The 17,210-nt window shown below is 69.2% G+C and carries 15 protein-coding genes; 6 read left to right on the top strand and 9 right to left on the bottom strand.

Going from position 1 to position 17,210, the window contains the following annotated elements:
• Positions 1-269: 269 nt before the first annotated feature.
• The gene (locus ACIBO2_RS30605) at positions 270-848 is read right to left on the bottom strand and encodes a helix-turn-helix domain-containing protein (protein WP_358542724.1); all 579 of its coding nucleotides are present in this window, start codon (positions 846-848) and stop codon (positions 270-272) included.
• Positions 849-942: 94 nt separating this feature from the next.
• On the opposite strand from ACIBO2_RS30605, the gene ACIBO2_RS30600 reads away from it, so the two are divergent.
• The 3 genes from ACIBO2_RS30600 to ACIBO2_RS30590 all read left to right on the top strand — a co-directional run bounded on the left by ACIBO2_RS30600 (position 943) and on the right by ACIBO2_RS30590 (position 4,196).
• Positions 943-1,731: an SDR family oxidoreductase gene (locus ACIBO2_RS30600; RefSeq protein WP_358542722.1), complete on the top strand. Its 789-nt coding sequence runs from the start codon at positions 943-945 to the stop codon at positions 1,729-1,731.
• Between the two features lie 90 nt (positions 1,732-1,821).
• Positions 1,822-2,943, top strand: a complete 1,122-nt coding sequence (locus ACIBO2_RS30595) for an MBL fold metallo-hydrolase (RefSeq protein ID WP_358542719.1) — start codon at positions 1,822-1,824, stop codon at positions 2,941-2,943.
• Positions 2,925-4,196: an MFS transporter gene (locus ACIBO2_RS30590; RefSeq protein WP_358542717.1), complete on the top strand. Its 1,272-nt coding sequence runs from the start codon at positions 2,925-2,927 to the stop codon at positions 4,194-4,196. The genes ACIBO2_RS30595 and ACIBO2_RS30590 overlap by 19 nt, the downstream gene beginning before the upstream one ends.
• A 41-nt stretch (positions 4,197-4,237) precedes the next feature.
• Here the strand turns inward: ACIBO2_RS30590 and ACIBO2_RS30585 are convergent, their stop codons facing one another.
• Positions 4,238-4,375, bottom strand: coding sequence for a hypothetical protein (locus ACIBO2_RS30585; protein ID WP_397301279.1), 138 nt, complete (start codon positions 4,373-4,375; stop codon positions 4,238-4,240).
• Positions 4,376-4,377: 2 nt separating this feature from the next.
• Here ACIBO2_RS30585 and ACIBO2_RS30580 point away from each other — a divergent pair, with 2 nt between their 5' ends.
• Positions 4,378-5,292 carry a pirin family protein gene (locus ACIBO2_RS30580; RefSeq protein WP_397301276.1) on the top strand — a complete coding sequence of 305 codons (915 nt, stop codon included), beginning with the start codon at positions 4,378-4,380 and terminating at the stop codon, positions 5,290-5,292.
• 191 nt (positions 5,293-5,483) lie between these two features.
• On the opposite strand, the gene ACIBO2_RS30575 is transcribed toward ACIBO2_RS30580, so the two are convergent.
• Together ACIBO2_RS30575 and ACIBO2_RS30570 are read right to left on the bottom strand one after the other, a co-directional pair.
• A complete protein-coding gene (locus ACIBO2_RS30575; protein WP_397301273.1) occupies positions 5,484-7,985 on the bottom strand; it encodes a protein kinase in 2,502 nt (833 codons plus the stop codon).
• Positions 7,986-8,046: 61 nt separating this feature from the next.
• Positions 8,047-9,201: an AsnC family transcriptional regulator gene (locus ACIBO2_RS30570; RefSeq protein WP_397301703.1), complete on the bottom strand. Its 1,155-nt coding sequence runs from the start codon at positions 9,199-9,201 to the stop codon at positions 8,047-8,049.
• A 136-nt stretch (positions 9,202-9,337) separates the two neighbouring features.
• Here ACIBO2_RS30570 and ACIBO2_RS30565 point away from each other — a divergent pair, with 136 nt between their 5' ends.
• A complete protein-coding gene (locus tag ACIBO2_RS30565) occupies positions 9,338-10,807 on the top strand; it encodes an MFS transporter (RefSeq protein ID WP_397301271.1) in 1,470 nt (489 codons plus the stop codon).
• A 38-nt stretch (positions 10,808-10,845) separates the two neighbouring features.
• Positions 10,846-11,316 (top strand): hypothetical protein, encoded by a 471-nt coding sequence (locus ACIBO2_RS30560; RefSeq protein ID WP_397301267.1) that lies wholly within the window; start codon positions 10,846-10,848, stop codon positions 11,314-11,316.
• Between the two features lie 352 nt (positions 11,317-11,668).
• Here the strand turns inward: ACIBO2_RS30560 and ACIBO2_RS30555 are convergent, their stop codons facing one another.
• The 5 genes from ACIBO2_RS30555 to ACIBO2_RS30535 form a co-directional block, all read right to left on the bottom strand.
• The gene (locus ACIBO2_RS30555) at positions 11,669-12,517 is read right to left on the bottom strand and encodes a hypothetical protein (protein ID WP_358542702.1); all 849 of its coding nucleotides are present in this window, start codon (positions 12,515-12,517) and stop codon (positions 11,669-11,671) included.
• A 135-nt stretch (positions 12,518-12,652) separates the two neighbouring features.
• Positions 12,653-13,558 (bottom strand): ABC transporter permease, encoded by a 906-nt coding sequence (locus ACIBO2_RS30550; RefSeq protein ID WP_397301264.1) that lies wholly within the window; start codon positions 13,556-13,558, stop codon positions 12,653-12,655.
• A 77-nt stretch (positions 13,559-13,635) separates the two neighbouring features.
• Positions 13,636-14,574 (bottom strand): ABC transporter permease, encoded by a 939-nt coding sequence (locus tag ACIBO2_RS30545; RefSeq protein ID WP_397301262.1) that lies wholly within the window; start codon positions 14,572-14,574, stop codon positions 13,636-13,638.
• Positions 14,575-14,615: 41 nt separating this feature from the next.
• The gene (locus ACIBO2_RS30540) at positions 14,616-16,160 is read right to left on the bottom strand and encodes a sugar ABC transporter ATP-binding protein (RefSeq protein WP_397301259.1); all 1,545 of its coding nucleotides are present in this window, start codon (positions 16,158-16,160) and stop codon (positions 14,616-14,618) included.
• Positions 16,147-17,208, bottom strand: a complete 1,062-nt coding sequence (locus tag ACIBO2_RS30535) for an ABC transporter substrate-binding protein (protein WP_358542692.1) — start codon at positions 17,206-17,208, stop codon at positions 16,147-16,149. The genes ACIBO2_RS30540 and ACIBO2_RS30535 overlap by 14 nt, the downstream gene beginning before the upstream one ends.
• Positions 17,209-17,210 lie beyond the last annotated feature (2 nt).

Raw genomic sequence — 17,210 nt, 5'->3', positions numbered from 1 at the left:
CTGCGCCACTCCCACTCGGTGTTCGTCAGGTCGCATGCCCCTTGAACCGATCGTGACAAGATCATCATAAATGGTCAGCGGCCTGAGACCCAGTTCTCAACCCCAGGCCCAGTCAGTGCCCACACCGCATGGCAAGGTGTCGACCAGACCCCGGTCGGCGCCGACGCCGTACGGCAGGACGGGCCAACCCAGGCCCCCAGTCGGCGCCGACGCCGTACGGCAGAACGGCTAACCCAGGCCCCGGTCGGTGCCGACGCGTTGCGGGAGGGCTATCCCAGGCCCCGGTCGGTGCCGACGCCCCGTAGCAGGGTGTCGACCAGGAGCGTGGCCAGGGTGTCGGCGTCGTCGCCCTGGCTCTGCGCGGCCTCGTGGATCAGCGCGTAGTAGACGCGTCTGGCCCACGCCGGATCCACGTCGGCCCGCAGCAGGCCGGTGGCCTGCGCCTTGCGGAACAGCCGGTCGCACCTGTCCTCGACCTCTGAGTGCACACGGGCCACCTCGGGGTCCGACGACGCGCGGCTCATCGCGTATCCCCAATCGATCTTCACCCGCAACACGCTGGCCGTGACCTGGTAGAGCGCGACCAGCGGCGGCGTGGTCTCGGGATTGGCGGACTCGACCGCCGCCGCGAACTGCCGCGTGGCCCACCCCTCCATCGCGCTGACCAGGGCATCGCGGGACGCGAAGCGCCGATGCACGGTCGTGCGGGCGACCCCGGCCGCCTCGGCGATCTGCTCCATGCTGGCCGACGGATTCTTGCTGAGCACCCGCTCGGCCGCTTCCAGGATCGTGCGTACGGTCCGTTCGGCGTCGGAACGCAGCGCGCGCCCCTGCTGAATCGCTTCCACAGTGCAACCATACACTCCCTAGTTGCAACACTGATGTTGCAAGTGCTACGTTCTTGGCATCATCAGCGATGCACTTACGGAGGAAGGCGTCACCATGGACATGCGACTCACCGGCAAGACCGCCGTCGTCACCGGCGCCAGCAGGGGCCTCGGTCTCGCCATCGTCGCCGCGCTGCGAGCGGAGGGGATGCGGGTCGTGGCCGGTTCGCGGACGATCTCGCCCGAGCTGAAGGAGACCGGCGCGACGGCGATCGCGGTCGACCTGTCCAGCGCCGAAGGCCCGGCCGAGCTGATCGGCACCGCCCTGGCCGAGCTGGGCGAGCTCGATCTGCTGGTCAACAATGTGGGCGGCGGCGACGGCGGCGAGGGACAGCTGGACGGGTTCCTGGGGTTCACCGAGGAGCACTGGCGCCAGGCCCACGATCTCAACTTCCTCAGCGCGGTCCGCGCCACCAGGGCCGCCCTGCCCAGCCTGCTGCGCCGGGGCGGGACCGTGATCAACATCTCCTCCAACGGCGCCCGCATGCCGCACGCCGGCCCGATCACCTACACCACGGCCAAGGCCGCGCTGACCGCGTTCGGCAAGGCGCTGGCCGAGGAGTTCGGGCCGCAGGGGGTGCGGGTCAACACCGTCTCCCCCGGTGCCAGCCGCACGTCGATGTGGGAGGATCCCAACGGTTACGGCGCGGCGCTCGCCGCCAAGATGGGCCTGGAGCACGATCAGCTCCTGGCGGGGCTGCCGTCGAGTACGGGGATGACGACGGGTAGGTTCGTCGCTCCCGAGGAGGTCGCCGCCCTGGTGACCTATCTGGCCTCGCCACACGCCGCGAGCGTCAACGGCGCCGACTACGTCATCGACGGCGGCGCGATCAAGACGGTCTGAATCTATCGCGATATATCGTCGAAATCGGGAACATCGGGGATATCGCGATCAGTTGAGTGGTGTGGACCGACTTTCAGGGGAGTGTGAGCGATGGCGAGACTGCGGACGATACGACGGATTCTCGTAGGCGGGGCGGCCTTGGCCGCGGCGGGCTGGGCCCTGCGTGACGTACCCGCCGAGCTGGGCGTGCGGCCTTTGACCTCAGGACCGGACCGGGCGGCCAGAGTGCGGCGCTCACCGCAGTTCAAGGACGGCGCCTTCTACAACCCGATGCCGGAATCCACCACCATGCTGTCCGCGCCGCCCCCGGGTCTGCTGCGTGAGATGTCCAAGGACAGAGACCTGCGCCGCCCGTCCGGCCCCGTTCCGCTGCGTGTCCCGCCGACCGGCGACCCGTCGCCGACCGGGCTGAGAGCGATCTGGTACGGCCACGCCTCCACGCTGGTGGAGATCGAGGGGCGTCGGGTGCTGTTCGATCCGGTGTGGAGCAGACGGCCGTCGCCGTCGCAGCTCGTCGGGCCGAAGCGGCACCACCCGGTGCCCGTCCCGCTGAACCGGTTGCCGCAGGTCGACGCGATCGCGATCTCGCACGACCACTACGACCACCTCGACATGGGGACCGTGCGCACGCTCACCGCGACGCAGAAGGCGCCGTTCCTGGTCCCGCTGGGCATCGGCGCCCACCTGGAGCGATGGGGCGTGCCCGCCTACCGGATCATCGAGCTCGACTGGGAGGAGGAGGCCGAGGTGGCCGGGCTGCGCTTCATCGCGACGGCCGCCCGCCATTTCTCCGGCCGCGTGCTCACCCGCAACGACACGCTGTGGGGCTCCTGGGTGGTGGCCGGAGCGAGCAAGCGGGTCTTCTACGCGGGCGACTCCGGCTACTTCGAGGGCTACCGGGGCATCGGGTCGGCGCACGGCCCGTTCGACCTGACGCTGATGCCGATCGGCGCCTACAGCCCCTCCTGGCCCGACATCCACATGAACCCGGAAGAGGCGATCAACGCGCACCTCGACCTGGGCGGCAGGCTGCTGTTGCCGGTGCACTGGGCGACGTTCACGCTGGCGCTGCACCCGTGGGCGGAGCCGGTGGAGCGGCTGTGGCGCGAGGCGAAGGCTCGCGACGTCGAGATCGCGGTGCCACGCCCCGGTGAAGCCGTCGACACCGACGGCGCTCCGGCCGTCGACGGCTGGTGGGAGACCCTGGGCTGACCACCTTCGACCACACCCGGCGGGCCTGCTACGCCGGATATGTCACCCAGGCCATCGTCAACAACCTGGCGCCACTGCTGTTCATCGTCTTCCAGACGCGCTATCAGGTGCCGTACGAGATGCTGGGCCGCCTGGTCCTGCTCAACTTCGCCACCCAACTCGTCACTGACCTGATCGCGGTCAAGGTGGTGGACCGGACGGGCTACCGGGTGCCCTTGGCACTGGCGCATGTGTTCAGCGTGGCCGGGCTGGTGCTGCTGGCGGTCGCTCCGTCGGCGCTGCCATCGCCGTACACAGGGCTGGCCGTGGCGGTGGTGGTCTACGGGATCGGCGGCGGGCTGCTGGAGGTCCTGGTCAGCCCGGTGGTGGACGCCCTGCCCGCACCGGCTGAGCACCGGGCCGCCAGGATGAGCCTGCTGCACTCCTTCTACTGCTGGGGCCAGGTCGCGGTCGTGCTGGGCACGACGCTGGTGCTGGCCTGGATCGGCGACGCGGCCTGGCAGGCGCTGCCGCTGCTGTGGGCACTCGTACCATTGGCCGGGCTCGTGCTCTTCCTGCGCGTCCCGCTGCCCGCGACAGTGCCCGAGGAGCACCGGACCGGGCTCGGGGCGCTGCTGCGGACCCCGTTCTTCGGGGCGGCGCTGCTGCTCATGCTCTGCGCGGGCGCGGCCGAGCTGACCATGTCGCAGTGGTCCTCGCTCTTCGCCGAGCAGGGGCTGGGCGTGGCCAAGGTGTGGGGGGACCTCGCGGGACCGTGCCTGTTCGCGGTGCTCATGGGGCTCGGCCGGATCGCCTACGGTCTCTGGGGCAGCTGGATCCCCCTGCTGCCCGCCGTGATCGCCTGCGGCGCGCTGGCCACCGCCTGCTACCTCGCCGCCGCCCTGGCCCGGGACCCGGTGCTCAGCCTGGTCGGGTGTGCGGTGTGCGGGCTGGCGGTCAGCCTGATGTGGCCGGGGACGTTCAGCCTGACGGCCGCCCGCTTCCCGTTGGGCGGGACCGCGATGTTCGGGGTCCTGGCGATGTTCGGCGACGCGGGGGCGGCGGCGGGCCCGTGGCTGGCGGGCGCCGTCGCCCAAGGCGGTCTGCTCGGGGAGGGCGCCGTCGCTCAAGGGGGCCTGCTCGGCGACGGCGCCGGACTCCGTGCCGGGCTGCTGGTCGGCACCGTCTTCCCGCTCGCGGTCGTCGTGGTGGGCATCGCGCAGTCCCTGCTGGCCCGCCGCCACACCTCCGCACCCGCACCCGCCGAGAGCTGACCCATGCCGTGCTCCGCTCCCGCTCGCACACCCGCACCCGCTCAGTGCTGATCCATGCCGCCGTACTCCGTCTCCGTCTCCGTCTCCGCATGCCGCCGTCTCCCCTCCGTCTCCGCACCCGCACCCGCACCCGCCGAGAGCTGATCCATGCCGCCGTACAGTGCCGTCGTACAGTTCATACGTGAGCAACCTGGAGCAGGACCCCGACGAGATCCGCTGCGGCGCCGAGAGCGGTGGTGAGACCGAGCTGCTCGCCGGGCGCGCGGTGCCGCTGGGCGGTCCGCGCGGCATGTCGGTGAGCAGGACGCTGCCCAACGCGCACCGCCGCATGATCGGCGCGTGGTGCTTCGTGGACGCCTACGGCCCCGAGGTGGCGGTGATGCGGGTGCCTCCGCATCCGCACACCGGCCTGCAGACGGTGAGCTGGCTGGTCGCCGGCGAGGTGCTGCACCGCGACAGTGTCGGCAGTCTCCAGGAGGTACGCCCTGGCCAGCTGAACCTGATGACCGCCGGACGCGGCATCTCCCACTCGGAGGAGTCGCCCGAGACGCTGCTGCACGGCGTTCAACTGTGGGTCGCGCTGCCCGGCGCGGACCGGCGTACCGGGCCCGGGTTCGAGCACCACTCGTCACTGCCCGTGCGGTCCGGCGCCGGGTTCGACGCCACGGTGATCATGGGGTCGCTCGACGGCGTGACCTCGCCCGCGACCACCTACAGCCCCTTGGTGGGCGCCGAGGTGGCCGTCGAAGGGAACGCCGAAGTGCCGCTCGACCCCGGCTTCGAGCACGGGGTGCTGCTGCTCGACGGGGAGGTCGAGCCGCTGGAGGCGGGACCGCTGCTCTATGTGCCGCCGGGCCGCAGCCTGTTGCGGTTGAGCGGGCGCGGGCGGGTGCTGCTGATCGGCGGCGAGCCGTTCGCCGAGGAGATCGTGATGTGGTGGAACTTCGTCGGCCGCGACCACGACGAGATCGTCGCGTTCCGCAAGGAGTGGATGGAGGGCGAGGGGTTCGGCGCCGTCGAGGGGTTCGACGGCGGCCCGCTCCCCGCGCCCGTCCTGCCGGGCACCCGGCTGCGGCCCAGGGGCCGTGTCCGCTAGTTTTCCGTTTCCCGCCCATACCGCCCGCCTTGCCGCAGGTCAGCCGCCATGGCTGATCCAGCACTCGATGTCATCGGCGCCGCCCGGGGACAGTGACGTGCGGGCAAGGGGACATTGACGTGCGGACAACAGGACCAGTTCCGGTGGCGTACAGAAAACCGGGCTAGGTCCGTTGACGTGCGGGAACAGGGCTAGTTCCGGTGTGGGAAGGTGTAGATCACGTCCATGTTCGTGCCGTTCGTCGGCATCTCGGCCAGCAGGCGCACCGCGGTGCCCGCGAAATCGACCACCTGCACCTGCTGCTTCTCCGCGCTCGCGTCGGGCCTGATCCAGCAGACCAGGTGGCTGTCGTCGTACCAGGTGGCCAGGCCGGTGCAGGGCGACTCGAAGCGCTTCAACTCGGCACCGGTCTGGGTGTCGTAGACGCAGTTGTTGCCGTTGCTCAGACCGGGGCAGTTGGTGACGAACTGCTTGCCCGACGGCGAGAACAGCGAATCGGCGATGCCTGGTCCCACGTTCGGGATCCGGCGCAGCCGCAGCCCGTTCGCGTCGAAGAAGCGCAGCGCCTGCTGCTTGGCGTCGTTCGACAGGGCCACAACGCCCGTGTCGGCCTGGTCGAAGCCGTAACGGATGCCGTGCAGCGAGCCCTCCCTGAGCGAGGCGACCGTGGCCTGCCTGGTGGCGACGGTCACGATCGCGAACCCGGTCGACTGCCAGACGCCCTTCACCGGGTTGCCGACGTTGAACAGCAGGCGGCCGCTGTCACGCGACCAGCCCTGCACGTACGCGCTGAGCGGCTGGCGCGAGGTCTTGACCGTGAACGCCTCACCCGACACCTTGTCGGTGATCTTGACGCTGTCGTAGCCGTCGGCGAAGTTCTTGCCGCGCTGGGCCAGATAGCGGCCGTTGGGCGACAGCATGCTCTCCCACATGTCCGGATATTTTGTGAATGGTCCGGTCAGGGAGTCCCGGGCGTAGTAGATCCAGTTCTGAGTCTTGGCGTCGCGGACCATGTAGGTGGTGAGCCTGACGGCGTCGCCCGGATTCTCGTAGATGACCGCGTCGGTGCCGGGAAGCGTTGAGGTGACCAGGTTCGCGGTGGGAACGACCGCCGGGGCCGCGGATGTGGCCGTGCCTTCGGCGCTCGGGGAGGAGGTCGGGGTCAGCGGGCCGGGCAGGTTGGTCAGCGCGACGGCCACCACGACGACGGTCGCGACGATGGCCACAGCCGCGGCGACCGCCGCCACCACGTAGCTCTTCTTCCCGCCCGATCGAGGCGGCGGCACCTGCGGGCCGGAGCCGTACTGCGGGGACTGCCCCTGCGTGGTCGGAGAGACCCACTGCGCCTGCTGGTGCGGCCCCGACTCCGCGTACGGACCCTGTGGAGACGGGACTTGCGGTGGCAGACCCTGGGGAGGTGGACCTTGTAGTGGCGGGCCCTGCGGAGACGGTCCCTGTAGTGGCGGGCCCTGCGGGATCGGACCTTGGGGTGGTGGTCCGTACGGGTGCGCCGCCTGCGGTTGCGGTCCCTCGGGGTATGGCCCCGACTGCGGTTGCGGTCCCTCGGAGTATGGCCCCGGCTGCCCGTACGGAGCCTGCGGGTACGGCCCCTGAGGGTGCGGCGCCGATTGCGGTTGCGGTCCTTCGGAGTATGACCCCGGCTGCCCGTACGGAGCCTGCGGGTACGGCCCTTGGGGGTATGGCCCCGACTGCGCGTACGGAGGCTGACCGTAAGAGGGCTGTCCATATGGGGGCTGCATGGGGAACCCTGACCCCGGCTGGGACGGAGGCTGGGGCTGGGACGGAGGCTGAGGCGGAGCCGAGGGATGGGGTGGGGAACCGCTGACCAGGGCGGCCGCCTGCTCCAGCTCTGCGGGGTTCGACGTGGGATGCTCCAGCAGCCGCATGATCACCTGTTCGGCGGTGGGCCGCCGGACGGGGTCCTTCGACAGGCAGGCGGCCACGAGTTCGCGCAATGGCCCGGTCAGGGAGGACAGATCGGGCTCGTTGTACAGCACCTGGTCGACGATCTCCGGCACCGACTCCGCCTCGAACGGCCCGGCGCCCGTGGCGGCGAACACGATGGTGCTCCCCCACGCGAACATGTCAGCGGCCGGCCCCACCGGCTGCCCCAGAACCTGCTCCGGCGCCATGAACGCCGGCGTTCCCACCGGGGTGGAGGTGATCGTCGAGGTGGCGTCGAGCGCCTTGGCGATACCGAAGTCGATCACCCGGGGGCCTTCGCCGGCGAGCAGCACGTTGTTCGGGCTGAAGTCACGGTGCACGATGCCCGCCTGGTGGATGGCGGCCAGCGCGGTGACGCTCCCGATGGCCAGCCGGTACAGGGCGGCGTCCGCGCGCGGCCCCTCCTTGGTCACCACCTGCCGCAGCGGCGGCCCCTCGACGTACTCGCTGACGATGAACGGCCGCTCCTCGTGCACCCCGGTCGCCAGTACCTTCGCGGTGCAGAACGGCGCCACCCGCTGCGCCACGGCCGCCTCCCGCGCGAACCGCTCGGCCGCGACCTCGTCGCCCGCCAGGTTCGGCCGTAACCACTTGATGGCGGCCTGGTCGCCCTGCTCGTCGACGCCTAGATAAACGACGCCTTGTCCGCCTTCTCCCAGCCGTCCGCGGATCTCATAACCTCCGAGACCGGCGGGATCTCCTGCTCTCAGCTCACTCATCGACGGCATGACCAAATTATGGTCGTGCTTCTTGCGAATGGCTTAACTTGCCCTGTCCGGAAATTTCGTGTCAGTACGGCATGGACGACGGAGCGCGCATACCCATCGGGACCAGCGGGCCCGCGGCCTTGACGGTGTGCAGTACGGGGGCCGTTTCGAGTGTGTGAATGGCGTCGAGGCCACCCAGCCGATGGGTGAGGTAATCGTGCAGATCGGCAGGGCTGCGGCAGAGCGCGTTGGCCAGCAGATTGGTCCGGCCGGTGGTGGCGGCCACCAGGGCGAGTTCACGGTGGCCGGCCAGGGTGGTAGCGACGCGGTCGAGGTGTCCTGGCTGAACGGACATCCAGAGCAGGGCTTGGGTGGTGGCCCCGAGAACGGCGGGGGCGACCTCGACATCGAAGAAGATCGTCTCGCTGGCGCGCAGTTCGGCCAGACGGCGGCCGACGGTGGCTTGAGACAGTCCGGTGGCCGCGGCGAGGTCGGCGTACGTGGCCCGGCCGTCGTGACGCAGAGCGTCGATCAGGTCGTGATCGACGCGCGCCAGCGGCGGCCGACCGGCCGACAGATCGGTCGGCTGATCAGCCGGCTGATCCGTCGGCCGACCAGTCGACTGATCAGTCGGCCGATCAGCCGGAGATGACTGGCGAGCCGACTGATGGGTGGACGATGGCGGGTAGGCCGATTGATGGGTCGACGATGGCCGGCGGGCTGGCGAATCAGTGTCGCGGGCCTGTGCGAGCCGCTGTTGCTGCTGTTCGGTGAGGGTCTCGAGGCGGCCTCGCCACCCGGTCGGCCCGCCCAGGTAGGTGTGCAGCAGGCAGTGGGCGGAGACCGCGGTGATGCCGGCCCTTCGGGGGATGTCGTGCAGCAGCAGCGACGGTACGGCCTGCGCACCGCTCGGCGCGTGGATGACGGCGAAGATCTCCGTACCTCCGGAGGCCAGTTTGACCCACGAGGTGTCGGCTCGCCGGGCCAGCGAATGCGAAAGATCTCGCACGGTGGACGGGGTGGCGGTGAGCCGGATCATCCACTGGGTCTGGCCTGCCCGGTCCGGGTTCGGGAGCCCGACCACGCGCAATGCGGCCTCGGCGCGCAGTCGCCGATAGCGGCGAGCCACGGTCTGCGCCGAGGTGCCGATCACCTCGGCGATACGGCCGAAGGGTGCTCGCCCGTCAATGCTCAGGGCGTGGATCAGCCCTCGGTCCACATCGTCGAGCGTGAGCATTTCCCTCACTGATCCATCAGTTTTGGAAGATAGTCGCCAACTATACGCTCCGGATGGAACAACCGACCCGGCCTCTTTCACGCTGGGACCCCGCCCGTCGACGGCGCGGGTTCGCGGAGTCGGAGAGGAACGTGGGATGTCAGTACATGTGTCATCGCCCCCGAGGGCGGCTTACCGGTGGCGGTGGGTGGCGCTGGCGGCGTTGCTGCTGGCCGAGGCCATGAATCTGCTGGACTCGACGATCGTGCAGGTCGCCACACCGGCGATCCGGGCCGACCTGGGCGGGTCGGGGTCGGACATGCAGTGGTTCAGTACGGCGTACACCTTGCCTTTCGCCCTGCTGCTGATCACCGGGGGCCGGCTGGGTGACATCGCCGGTCGGCGGCTGGTCTTTCGGATCGGTGTCGCGGGGTTCCTGGCCGCGTCGCTGGCCTGCGCGCTGGCGGACTCGGTCGGCGCGCTGATCTGCTTCCGCGCCGTGCAAGGCGCCGCGGCCGCGGCGATCATTCCGCAGACCATCGGCCTGATCCGCGCCATGTTCGACGGCGAGGAGATGTCCAAGGCCTTGGGCAGCATCGGTCCCGTCATGGGTCTGGCCGCTGTCTGCGGGCCCATTCTCGGTGGCGTGCTGACCCAGGCCGACCTGTTCGGCTCGTCATGGCGGTCGACGTTCCTGGTCAACGTCCCGCTCTGCGTCGCCGTGCTGGCCGTCGCGCCGACCCTGATCGAGGACCACGCGCCGCGGCGGCCGAGTCTCGACCCCACGGGCACCGCACTGGCGATGCTCGGCACCGCCCTGATCGTCTACCCCCTGATCGGGGCCGGGACGGCGCACGTGTCGACGGGGAACTGGGTGGCCATCGGCATCGGCCTGGCGGCCGTCTTCGGCTTCGGCCTGCAGCAGCGACGGCGAGCCAGGCTCGGCCGCAGTTCGCTGGTGGAGACCAGCCTGTTCGCGCACCGCGCCTTCCCGGCCGCGCTGATGACGTCCACCCTGTTCTTCGCGGTGACGACCGGGCTGATGTTCGTCGTGGTCCTGCACCTTCAGCTGGGAGTCGGCGCCGACGCGCGCACCGCGGGCCTGACCATGACGCCTTGGTCGGTATGCCTGGCGGTGTCGTCGTGGGTGGCGGGCGCGTATCTGGTTCCTCGCTACGGGCGGCGGGTGATGTTCGCCGGACTCGCCACGCTGGGGGTGGGCATAGTGGCCGCCATCGCCGTCTACCACGCGGCCTCCCCCATGGCCTACCTCACGCCGTTGCTCGGCGCCCTGGGAGCCGCGGGTCTCGGCGTCGGGGTCTTCACCCCGTCGTTCTTCACCGCCGCGCTGAAACCGCTCAAGCCTCAAGAGATCGGCTCAGCCGCCGGCTTGCTCAACGCCGTCCAGCAACTCGGCGCCACGCTCGGCGTCGCCGTCCTGGGCAGCGTCTACCTCAACGGCTCCACGGCCGGCTCGCCTGGTGGCGCGATCCAGGTGACCTGCTGCGTCGCGGGCGGCCTGCTCGTGGCGAGCTTCCTCTCCGCTGCGCTTATGACGGGGGCCGAGCCGCAGTTACAGGATCTTCATCCCGGGAGTAAAGATGCCCTCCTCGATCTCGACTTGTGACGCAGCGTGATGTACCGATCACCGTTAGGATTCTCGGCATGACAACCCTCCAGGAGCTGGAGATCCGGGTGACGCGCCTCGAAGAGCGCTCGGACAACCAGCGAGAAGACATCCGGGTCATCGGCTCAGAGGCCTCCAAGATCCTTCTGACTCAGGACGAGATCCTGAAGGTCCAGCGTACGCACACGCAGAAAATCGACGTACTGGACGAGAAGTTCGACAGGCTAGACGAGAAGGTCGGCAAACTCGCCACGGTGGTGGGCGGGCACAGTGAGACACTGGCCGGACACACTCAGACACTGGCCGGACACACCCAGACGCTAGCCGGACACACCCAGACGCTAGCCGAGCACACCCAGACACTGGCCGGACACACCCAGACGCTAGCCGGACACACCCAGACGCTAGCCGAGCACACCCAGACGCTGGCCATGCACACTCGGATGTTCGAGACGCTGTTCGCCCACTTCGGCATCCCTCTCCCCACCGAAGAGCCCCAGCACAACTAGTGCAGCGACCACGATGGCAGGGCAGTTCGCCACGCGACCGTCCCGATGCCCGTGACGGTCCGTGGTGGCTGGGGTCCTTTTAGCGGAATACCCCTTCGGGGGACAGGAAGAAGACGGCCCGTCGCGGCACAGGCCCTCTGAAGGGATGCCTCCTCCGGAGGAGGAGAAGAAGACGGCTCGCCGCGACATGGGCCCTATGGAGGGATACCCCTCCGGGGGAGCCGAGGAAGACGGCCCGTCATAGCTGGGGTCCCCATGGAGGGATGCCCCCTTCGGGGGAGAGGAAAAACGGATAGCCGGCTTCGTCTTTTGGTGCCCGGGGCCGGGAGGCCCCGGGCGGCAGGTCGGCCCCTTACTTGTCGGAAAGCTTGTGGCCGCGGAAAATCGGATGGTCGGTCTCCCAGTATCGCCAGCCTTCGACTCTCGATGGAATGTCGGCGATACCGGTGGCGATTCTGACCTCGGCACAGTTGTGGAGCCGGGCCCACTGACCCCAGCCGATGCGGTAACCGAAGACGCGGTACCACATGTTTCCGTACTTGCCGTCGTGGATTGTCTGCGTGTAGTCGTGCCCCGTGAAGATCATGTGCCTCTTCTCCAGGTGTGGCGTGACCTCCCTGGTGAGCGCGCGCAGGATGTCCTCGGTGGTGACCGTGCTGCCGATCGTCTTGGCGACCGAGTCGCTGACCGATTTGGTCTTGATCTTGTCGGCCTCCACGAACGCGAGCACCTCATACTCGTGGTGGACCGAGACGGTCATCGAGCCGCCGGGACCATCGGTGTACCTGGTGCGAGGAATGAAGAAGTTGTGGGGTCTCAGAGAGTGAGCCCTGACGAAGGTTCCCGGCTCGCAGCCATTCCCGCTGTCGGTCAGAACTGGCTTGTGGAACCTATGGAAGAAGTGGTGGTTGCGGTGGAACCGATGATCCGGCAGCGGATCCGCGTTGGCCGGGGTGGTCGTGATGCCCGCAAGCGCCACGGACAGAGGGGCCGCCACGGCCAGCATCATCCGTCTTCTGGCCCGCCACCTCGCCGGGCGGGTCGGTATGCCTGTGGCGTCGGCTCTCGGAGTGTGCGTGAACATAGAGGTACCGTTTCTTTTGGAGCGCGGCCAGCGGTCGCGGCTAACCCATTGGCCGGAAGACGGCCCATTCCTGCCCGCTGAGCAACCCAGCGTGACGATAAAGATGCTTACAGTCACAGCCAGGCTCCCCTCGACGCCACGCCGAAAGGGACTTCCCCGGACAGGGAAAGCAAAGGTGAATAAAGCCTCAGCATCGACTGTCTCGGTTCGGGAGGACACGGCACCAGACGCGACTCGGGGGCCACGCCACCACTACGACAGCCGCTGTGCCTTGCTCAGCAGCCGCTGCGCCACCACCACCAGCGCCAGGAACGCCCCGCTGACTACTTGCTGAAAGGCCGATGTCAGGTTCCCCACCTGGTTGATCAGGCTCTGGATCACGCCCAGCAGCAGCACTCCCGCCACCGTCCCGGTGATCCCGCCCGCGCCCCCGGTCAGCAGGGTGCCGCCGATGACGACGGCGGCGATCGCGTCCAGTTCCAGGCCGATACCCAGGATCGTCACCCCGGACGAGAGCCGTGCCGCGTTCAGCGCGCCGGCGAGGCCGGCCAGCAGGGCCGACATCACGTACACGGTCACCTTGGTACGCGCCACGGGCACGCCCATGAGCGCCGCCGCCTGCTCGTTGCCGCCGATCGCGTAGACGTTCTGCCCGAAGCCGGTGCGTTGCAGCAGCACCATCGCGACCAGCGCCAGCGCCGCGGTGATGTATACGGGGTACGTCAGTCCGAGCAACTCTCCCTGCCCCAAGGCCGCGAAAGCGGGATTTTTCACCAAATAGGTGGTTGCACCCTCATCCGAGATGGCGAGCATCAACCCCCGCACACCCAGCAAACCCGCCAATGTCACGATAAAAGGAGCCATACCGGTGCGAGCTATGACCAAGCCCTGCAGCAAGCCGACGATCCCGCACGTGCCCAGCGGCAGCGCCAGCGCCACGAGCAGGCCGTACTGCGACCCATAGGCCGCCAGCACCCCGCCCAGCACGAACAGCGACCCCACCGACAGGTCGATCCCGCCGCTGATGATCACGAACGTCATCCCGATCGCGATGATCGCCAGGAACGACGACGAGACCACCACGCTGGCCGCGTTCCCCGCCGTGGCGAAGGAGTCGAAAGCCACGCTGCCCACGATCACCAGCAGCGCCAGCACCATGAGCGCCCCGTGCTGCTGAAGCACCCGGCTCACCTGCTCACGTCGCAAAGAAGCAAATGAAGCGGAAGAAGCAGAGGTCATCGGTTCGCACGCTCCCTGGTGGCGTAGACGGCGGCCAGGATGATGACCGCCTGGACCATCTGGGTCCACGACTGCGGCAGATTGTGCTTGATCAACGTAGCCGCGAGCAGTTGCATGAGCAGCGCGCCCATGACCGTGCTGAGCACCCTGATACGCCCGCCGGTGAGCGGCGTGCCGCCGACCACGACGGCGGTGATCGCCGACAGCTCGATGAACAGGCCGAGCGACGTCGGGTCACTGGCCTGTAGGCGGGCCGTGGCCAGCACCCCGGCCAGCGCGGCGAGCAGCCCGGAGATGACGTACACGATCAGCAGCACCCGTTTGACCGGCAGCCCGGACAGCTCGCTGGCCGACCGGTTGCCGCCGATCGCGACGACCTGGCGGCCGAACGTCGTGCGCCGCACCACGAACAGCACGATCAGCGTCAGCCCCGCGGCGATCAGCACGATGACCGGGATCCCGGCCATCGAACTGCTGCCCAGCGCGATCAGGTCCGGGTTGCGGAACTCCACGAGCTGCGGCACCAGGACGTTGGCGATGCCGCGTACGCCCACGAGCAGCGCCAGGGTGGCCACGATCGGCTGGACGCCCACGTAGGCGACCAGGGCCCCGCCCGCCGCGCCGACAATGGCCCCGCCGAGCACGGCGACGATCAGCGCGGGCAACGCGCCGTACCCCAGGTAGAGGGCGACGAGCGCGGCGGCCAGCGCCATGACCGAGCCGACGGACAGGTCGATGCCCTGCGTTCCGATCACCAGCGCCATGCCCAGCGACACGATCACGATGGGCGTGACCTGGACGAACTGGGTGCGGAAGTTCAAGGCGTCGAGGAAGTGCGGTGTGAACAGCACGTTGAACAGCAGCAGCGCCAGCACGGCCGCGTACACGCCGTAGTCCTGCACCCAGGCGAAGATCCGCGGTTTGAGGTCCGCCATCCCCCCGCTCCGAGGGGCCGGTTTCGAAGCGAGCTCAGTCATCAGGTCACTCCACGGTCATCCGCGATCGTTGCCATGATCCTCTCCTCGGTCACCTCGTCGCCGGTCAGCTCCCCGACGACCGCGCCCTCGCGCAGCACCAGGATGCGGTCGGCGCCCTCGACCAGTTCCTCCAGGTCGGAGGAGATCAGCAGCACGCCCAGCCCCTCCTCGGCCAGCTCGTCGATCAGCGCCTGCACCTCGGCCTTGGCGCCCACGTCGATGCCGCGGGTGGGCTCGTCGAGCAGCAGCACCTTGGGGCGGACGGCCAGCCAGCGGGCCAGCAGCACCTTCTGCTGGTTGCCGCCGGACAGCTCCGACACGAGCTGGTTCGGCGAGGCCGCCTTGATGCGCAGCCGCCGCATGAAGATCTCGACCATCCGGTCGATCTTCGCGTCGGACACCACGCCCGCCCTGGCCAGGGCGGGCAGGGCGGCCAGCGCGATGTTCTCGCGGACGGACAGGGTAGGGACGATGCCCTCGGCCTTGCGGTCCTCGGGCAGCAGGCTGACGCCCGCCCTGATGGCCGCGGTGGTGGAGCCGCCGCGCAGCGGCAGCCCGGCCACGAGCACCTGCCCGCCGTCCAAGGGCATCGCGCCGACGATGGCCTTGGCGGTCTCGGTACGGCCGGCGCCGAGCAGGCCGCCGAGACCCACGACCTCGCCGGGCCGTACGGACACGTCGATCCGGTCCAGGACGTGCCGCCGCGTGAGGCCGCGCGCCTCGACGGCCGGTGGCTCCTGGCCGTCGGCGGCGCGGTGGCGGTCGCGGGAGAACCTGGTCAGGCCGTCCGCTTTGACATCGTTCAGGTCGCGGCCCAGCATGAGCGAGATGAGCTTGAGCCGGTCCAGCCCGGCCAGCGGCCCGGTGTGCGCGACGCGGCCGTCGCGCAGCACGGTGACCCGGTCGCACACCTGGTAGAGCTCGTCGAGCCGGTGGCTGACGTACATGACGGCGATGCCCTCGTCGCGCAGCCGCCTGATCACCCCGAACAGCGTCTCGACCTCGCGCGGTTCCAGGGAGGAGGTGGGCTCGTCCATGATGACCACGCGAGCTTCGACAGCCACGGCCCTGGCCAGGGCGACCATCTGCTGGGCGCCGATGCCGAGCGTTCGCAGCGGCCGCCGGACGTCGGTCTCGACGCCGTAGCCGGACAGGACGCGGGCGGCTTCAGCGTACATCTTCGTGGCGTCGATGACCCCGAATCGGCCGCGTGGCTCGCGGCCGAGCAGCAGGTTGCGGGCGACACTCATCATCGGGACGAGGTTGACCTCCTGGTAGATGGTGGAGATCCCGGCGCGCTGCGCGTCGAGCGGCGTGCCGAAGGCGGCGGGCGCGCCGTGGTGGCGCAGCTCGCCGCCGTCGGGATGGTACACGCCGGTGAAGACCTTGATCAGGGTGGACTTGCCGGCGCCGTTCTCCCCCACGAGGGCGTGCACCTCGCCGGGGAGGAGGGCGAGATGCACACCGTCGAGAGCGAGTACGCCGGGGAAGCGCTTGCTGATCCCCTTCGCCTCGAGAACCGCTGCCAACTCAGTACGCCTCACCGAGGGAGTCCTTGGCGTTGGACGTGTCGTAGTCGCGGTCGGAGATGATCACCTTGTCGGGGATGGCCTGGCCGTCGAGGAACTTCCGCGCGGTCTCGAAGGCGAGCGGCCCGAAGCGGGGGTTCGACTCGATGACCGCGTGCAGCCAGCCGTCGGCGATGCCCTGGACGGCGCTGCGGGTGCCGTCCACCGACACGATCTTGATGGTGCCCGCCTCCTTGCCCGCGCCCTTCAGGGCGGTGACGGCGCCGAGCGCCATCTCGTCGTTCTCGGCGTAGATGCCGTTGATGTCGGGGTTGGACTGGATGAGCTGCTCGGTGACCTGCTGACCCTTCTCGCGGGCGAACTCACCGGTCTGCTCGAAGGAGATCGTGATGCCGGGGGCCTTCTCCTTGATCCGGTCCTTGAACCCGTTCGTCCGCTCGGTGGTGACGTTGTTGCCGGGCGCGCCCAGCAGGATGGCGACCTTGCCCTTGCCGGAGAGGGCGTCGATCATCCGGTCGGCGGCCCGCTTGCCCTGCTCGTAGAAGTCGGAGCCGATGAAGGTCAGGTAGTCGCTGCACGCCTTGGCGTTGATCTTCCTGTCGACCGTGATGATCGGTACCTTCTTGGCCGCGGCCTGCTGGAGCACCGGCTCCCAGCCGTCGGAGTTCAGCGGCGCGATGACCAGCAGCTGCGCGCCCTGGGCGATGAGCTGCTGTACGTCGGTGATCTGCTTGGAGAACTGCGACTGGGCGTTGGTGACCTTGAGATTGGCGATGCCGAGCTTGGCCGCCTCGTCCTTGATCGACTTGGTCTCGGCGATGCGGAACGGGTTGGCCTCCTTCTCCGACTGGGAGAAGCCGACGGCGGCCGTCTTGAGGTCGAACTTCTTGCCGCCGAACTGGTCGAGCGTGCACGTCGGCCCGGCCGTGCCGCTGGGGCTCTGCACGACCTGCTGCCCGGCCGTGCTGGTGGCGGCGGGCGCGCTCTGCGGCTCCTCCGCCTTGGCGCAGGCCGACGCGGTCAGGAGTACGGCCAGCGCCAGGCAGGCTGTCCGGAGATTCATGG

Origin of the sequence: Nonomuraea sp. NPDC050022, from assembly GCF_044460705.1 — a bacterium.
Taxonomy (GTDB): Bacteria; Actinomycetota; Actinomycetes; order Streptosporangiales; family Streptosporangiaceae; genus Nonomuraea.
This window is presented reverse-complemented; position numbering and strand designations above follow the sequence as displayed.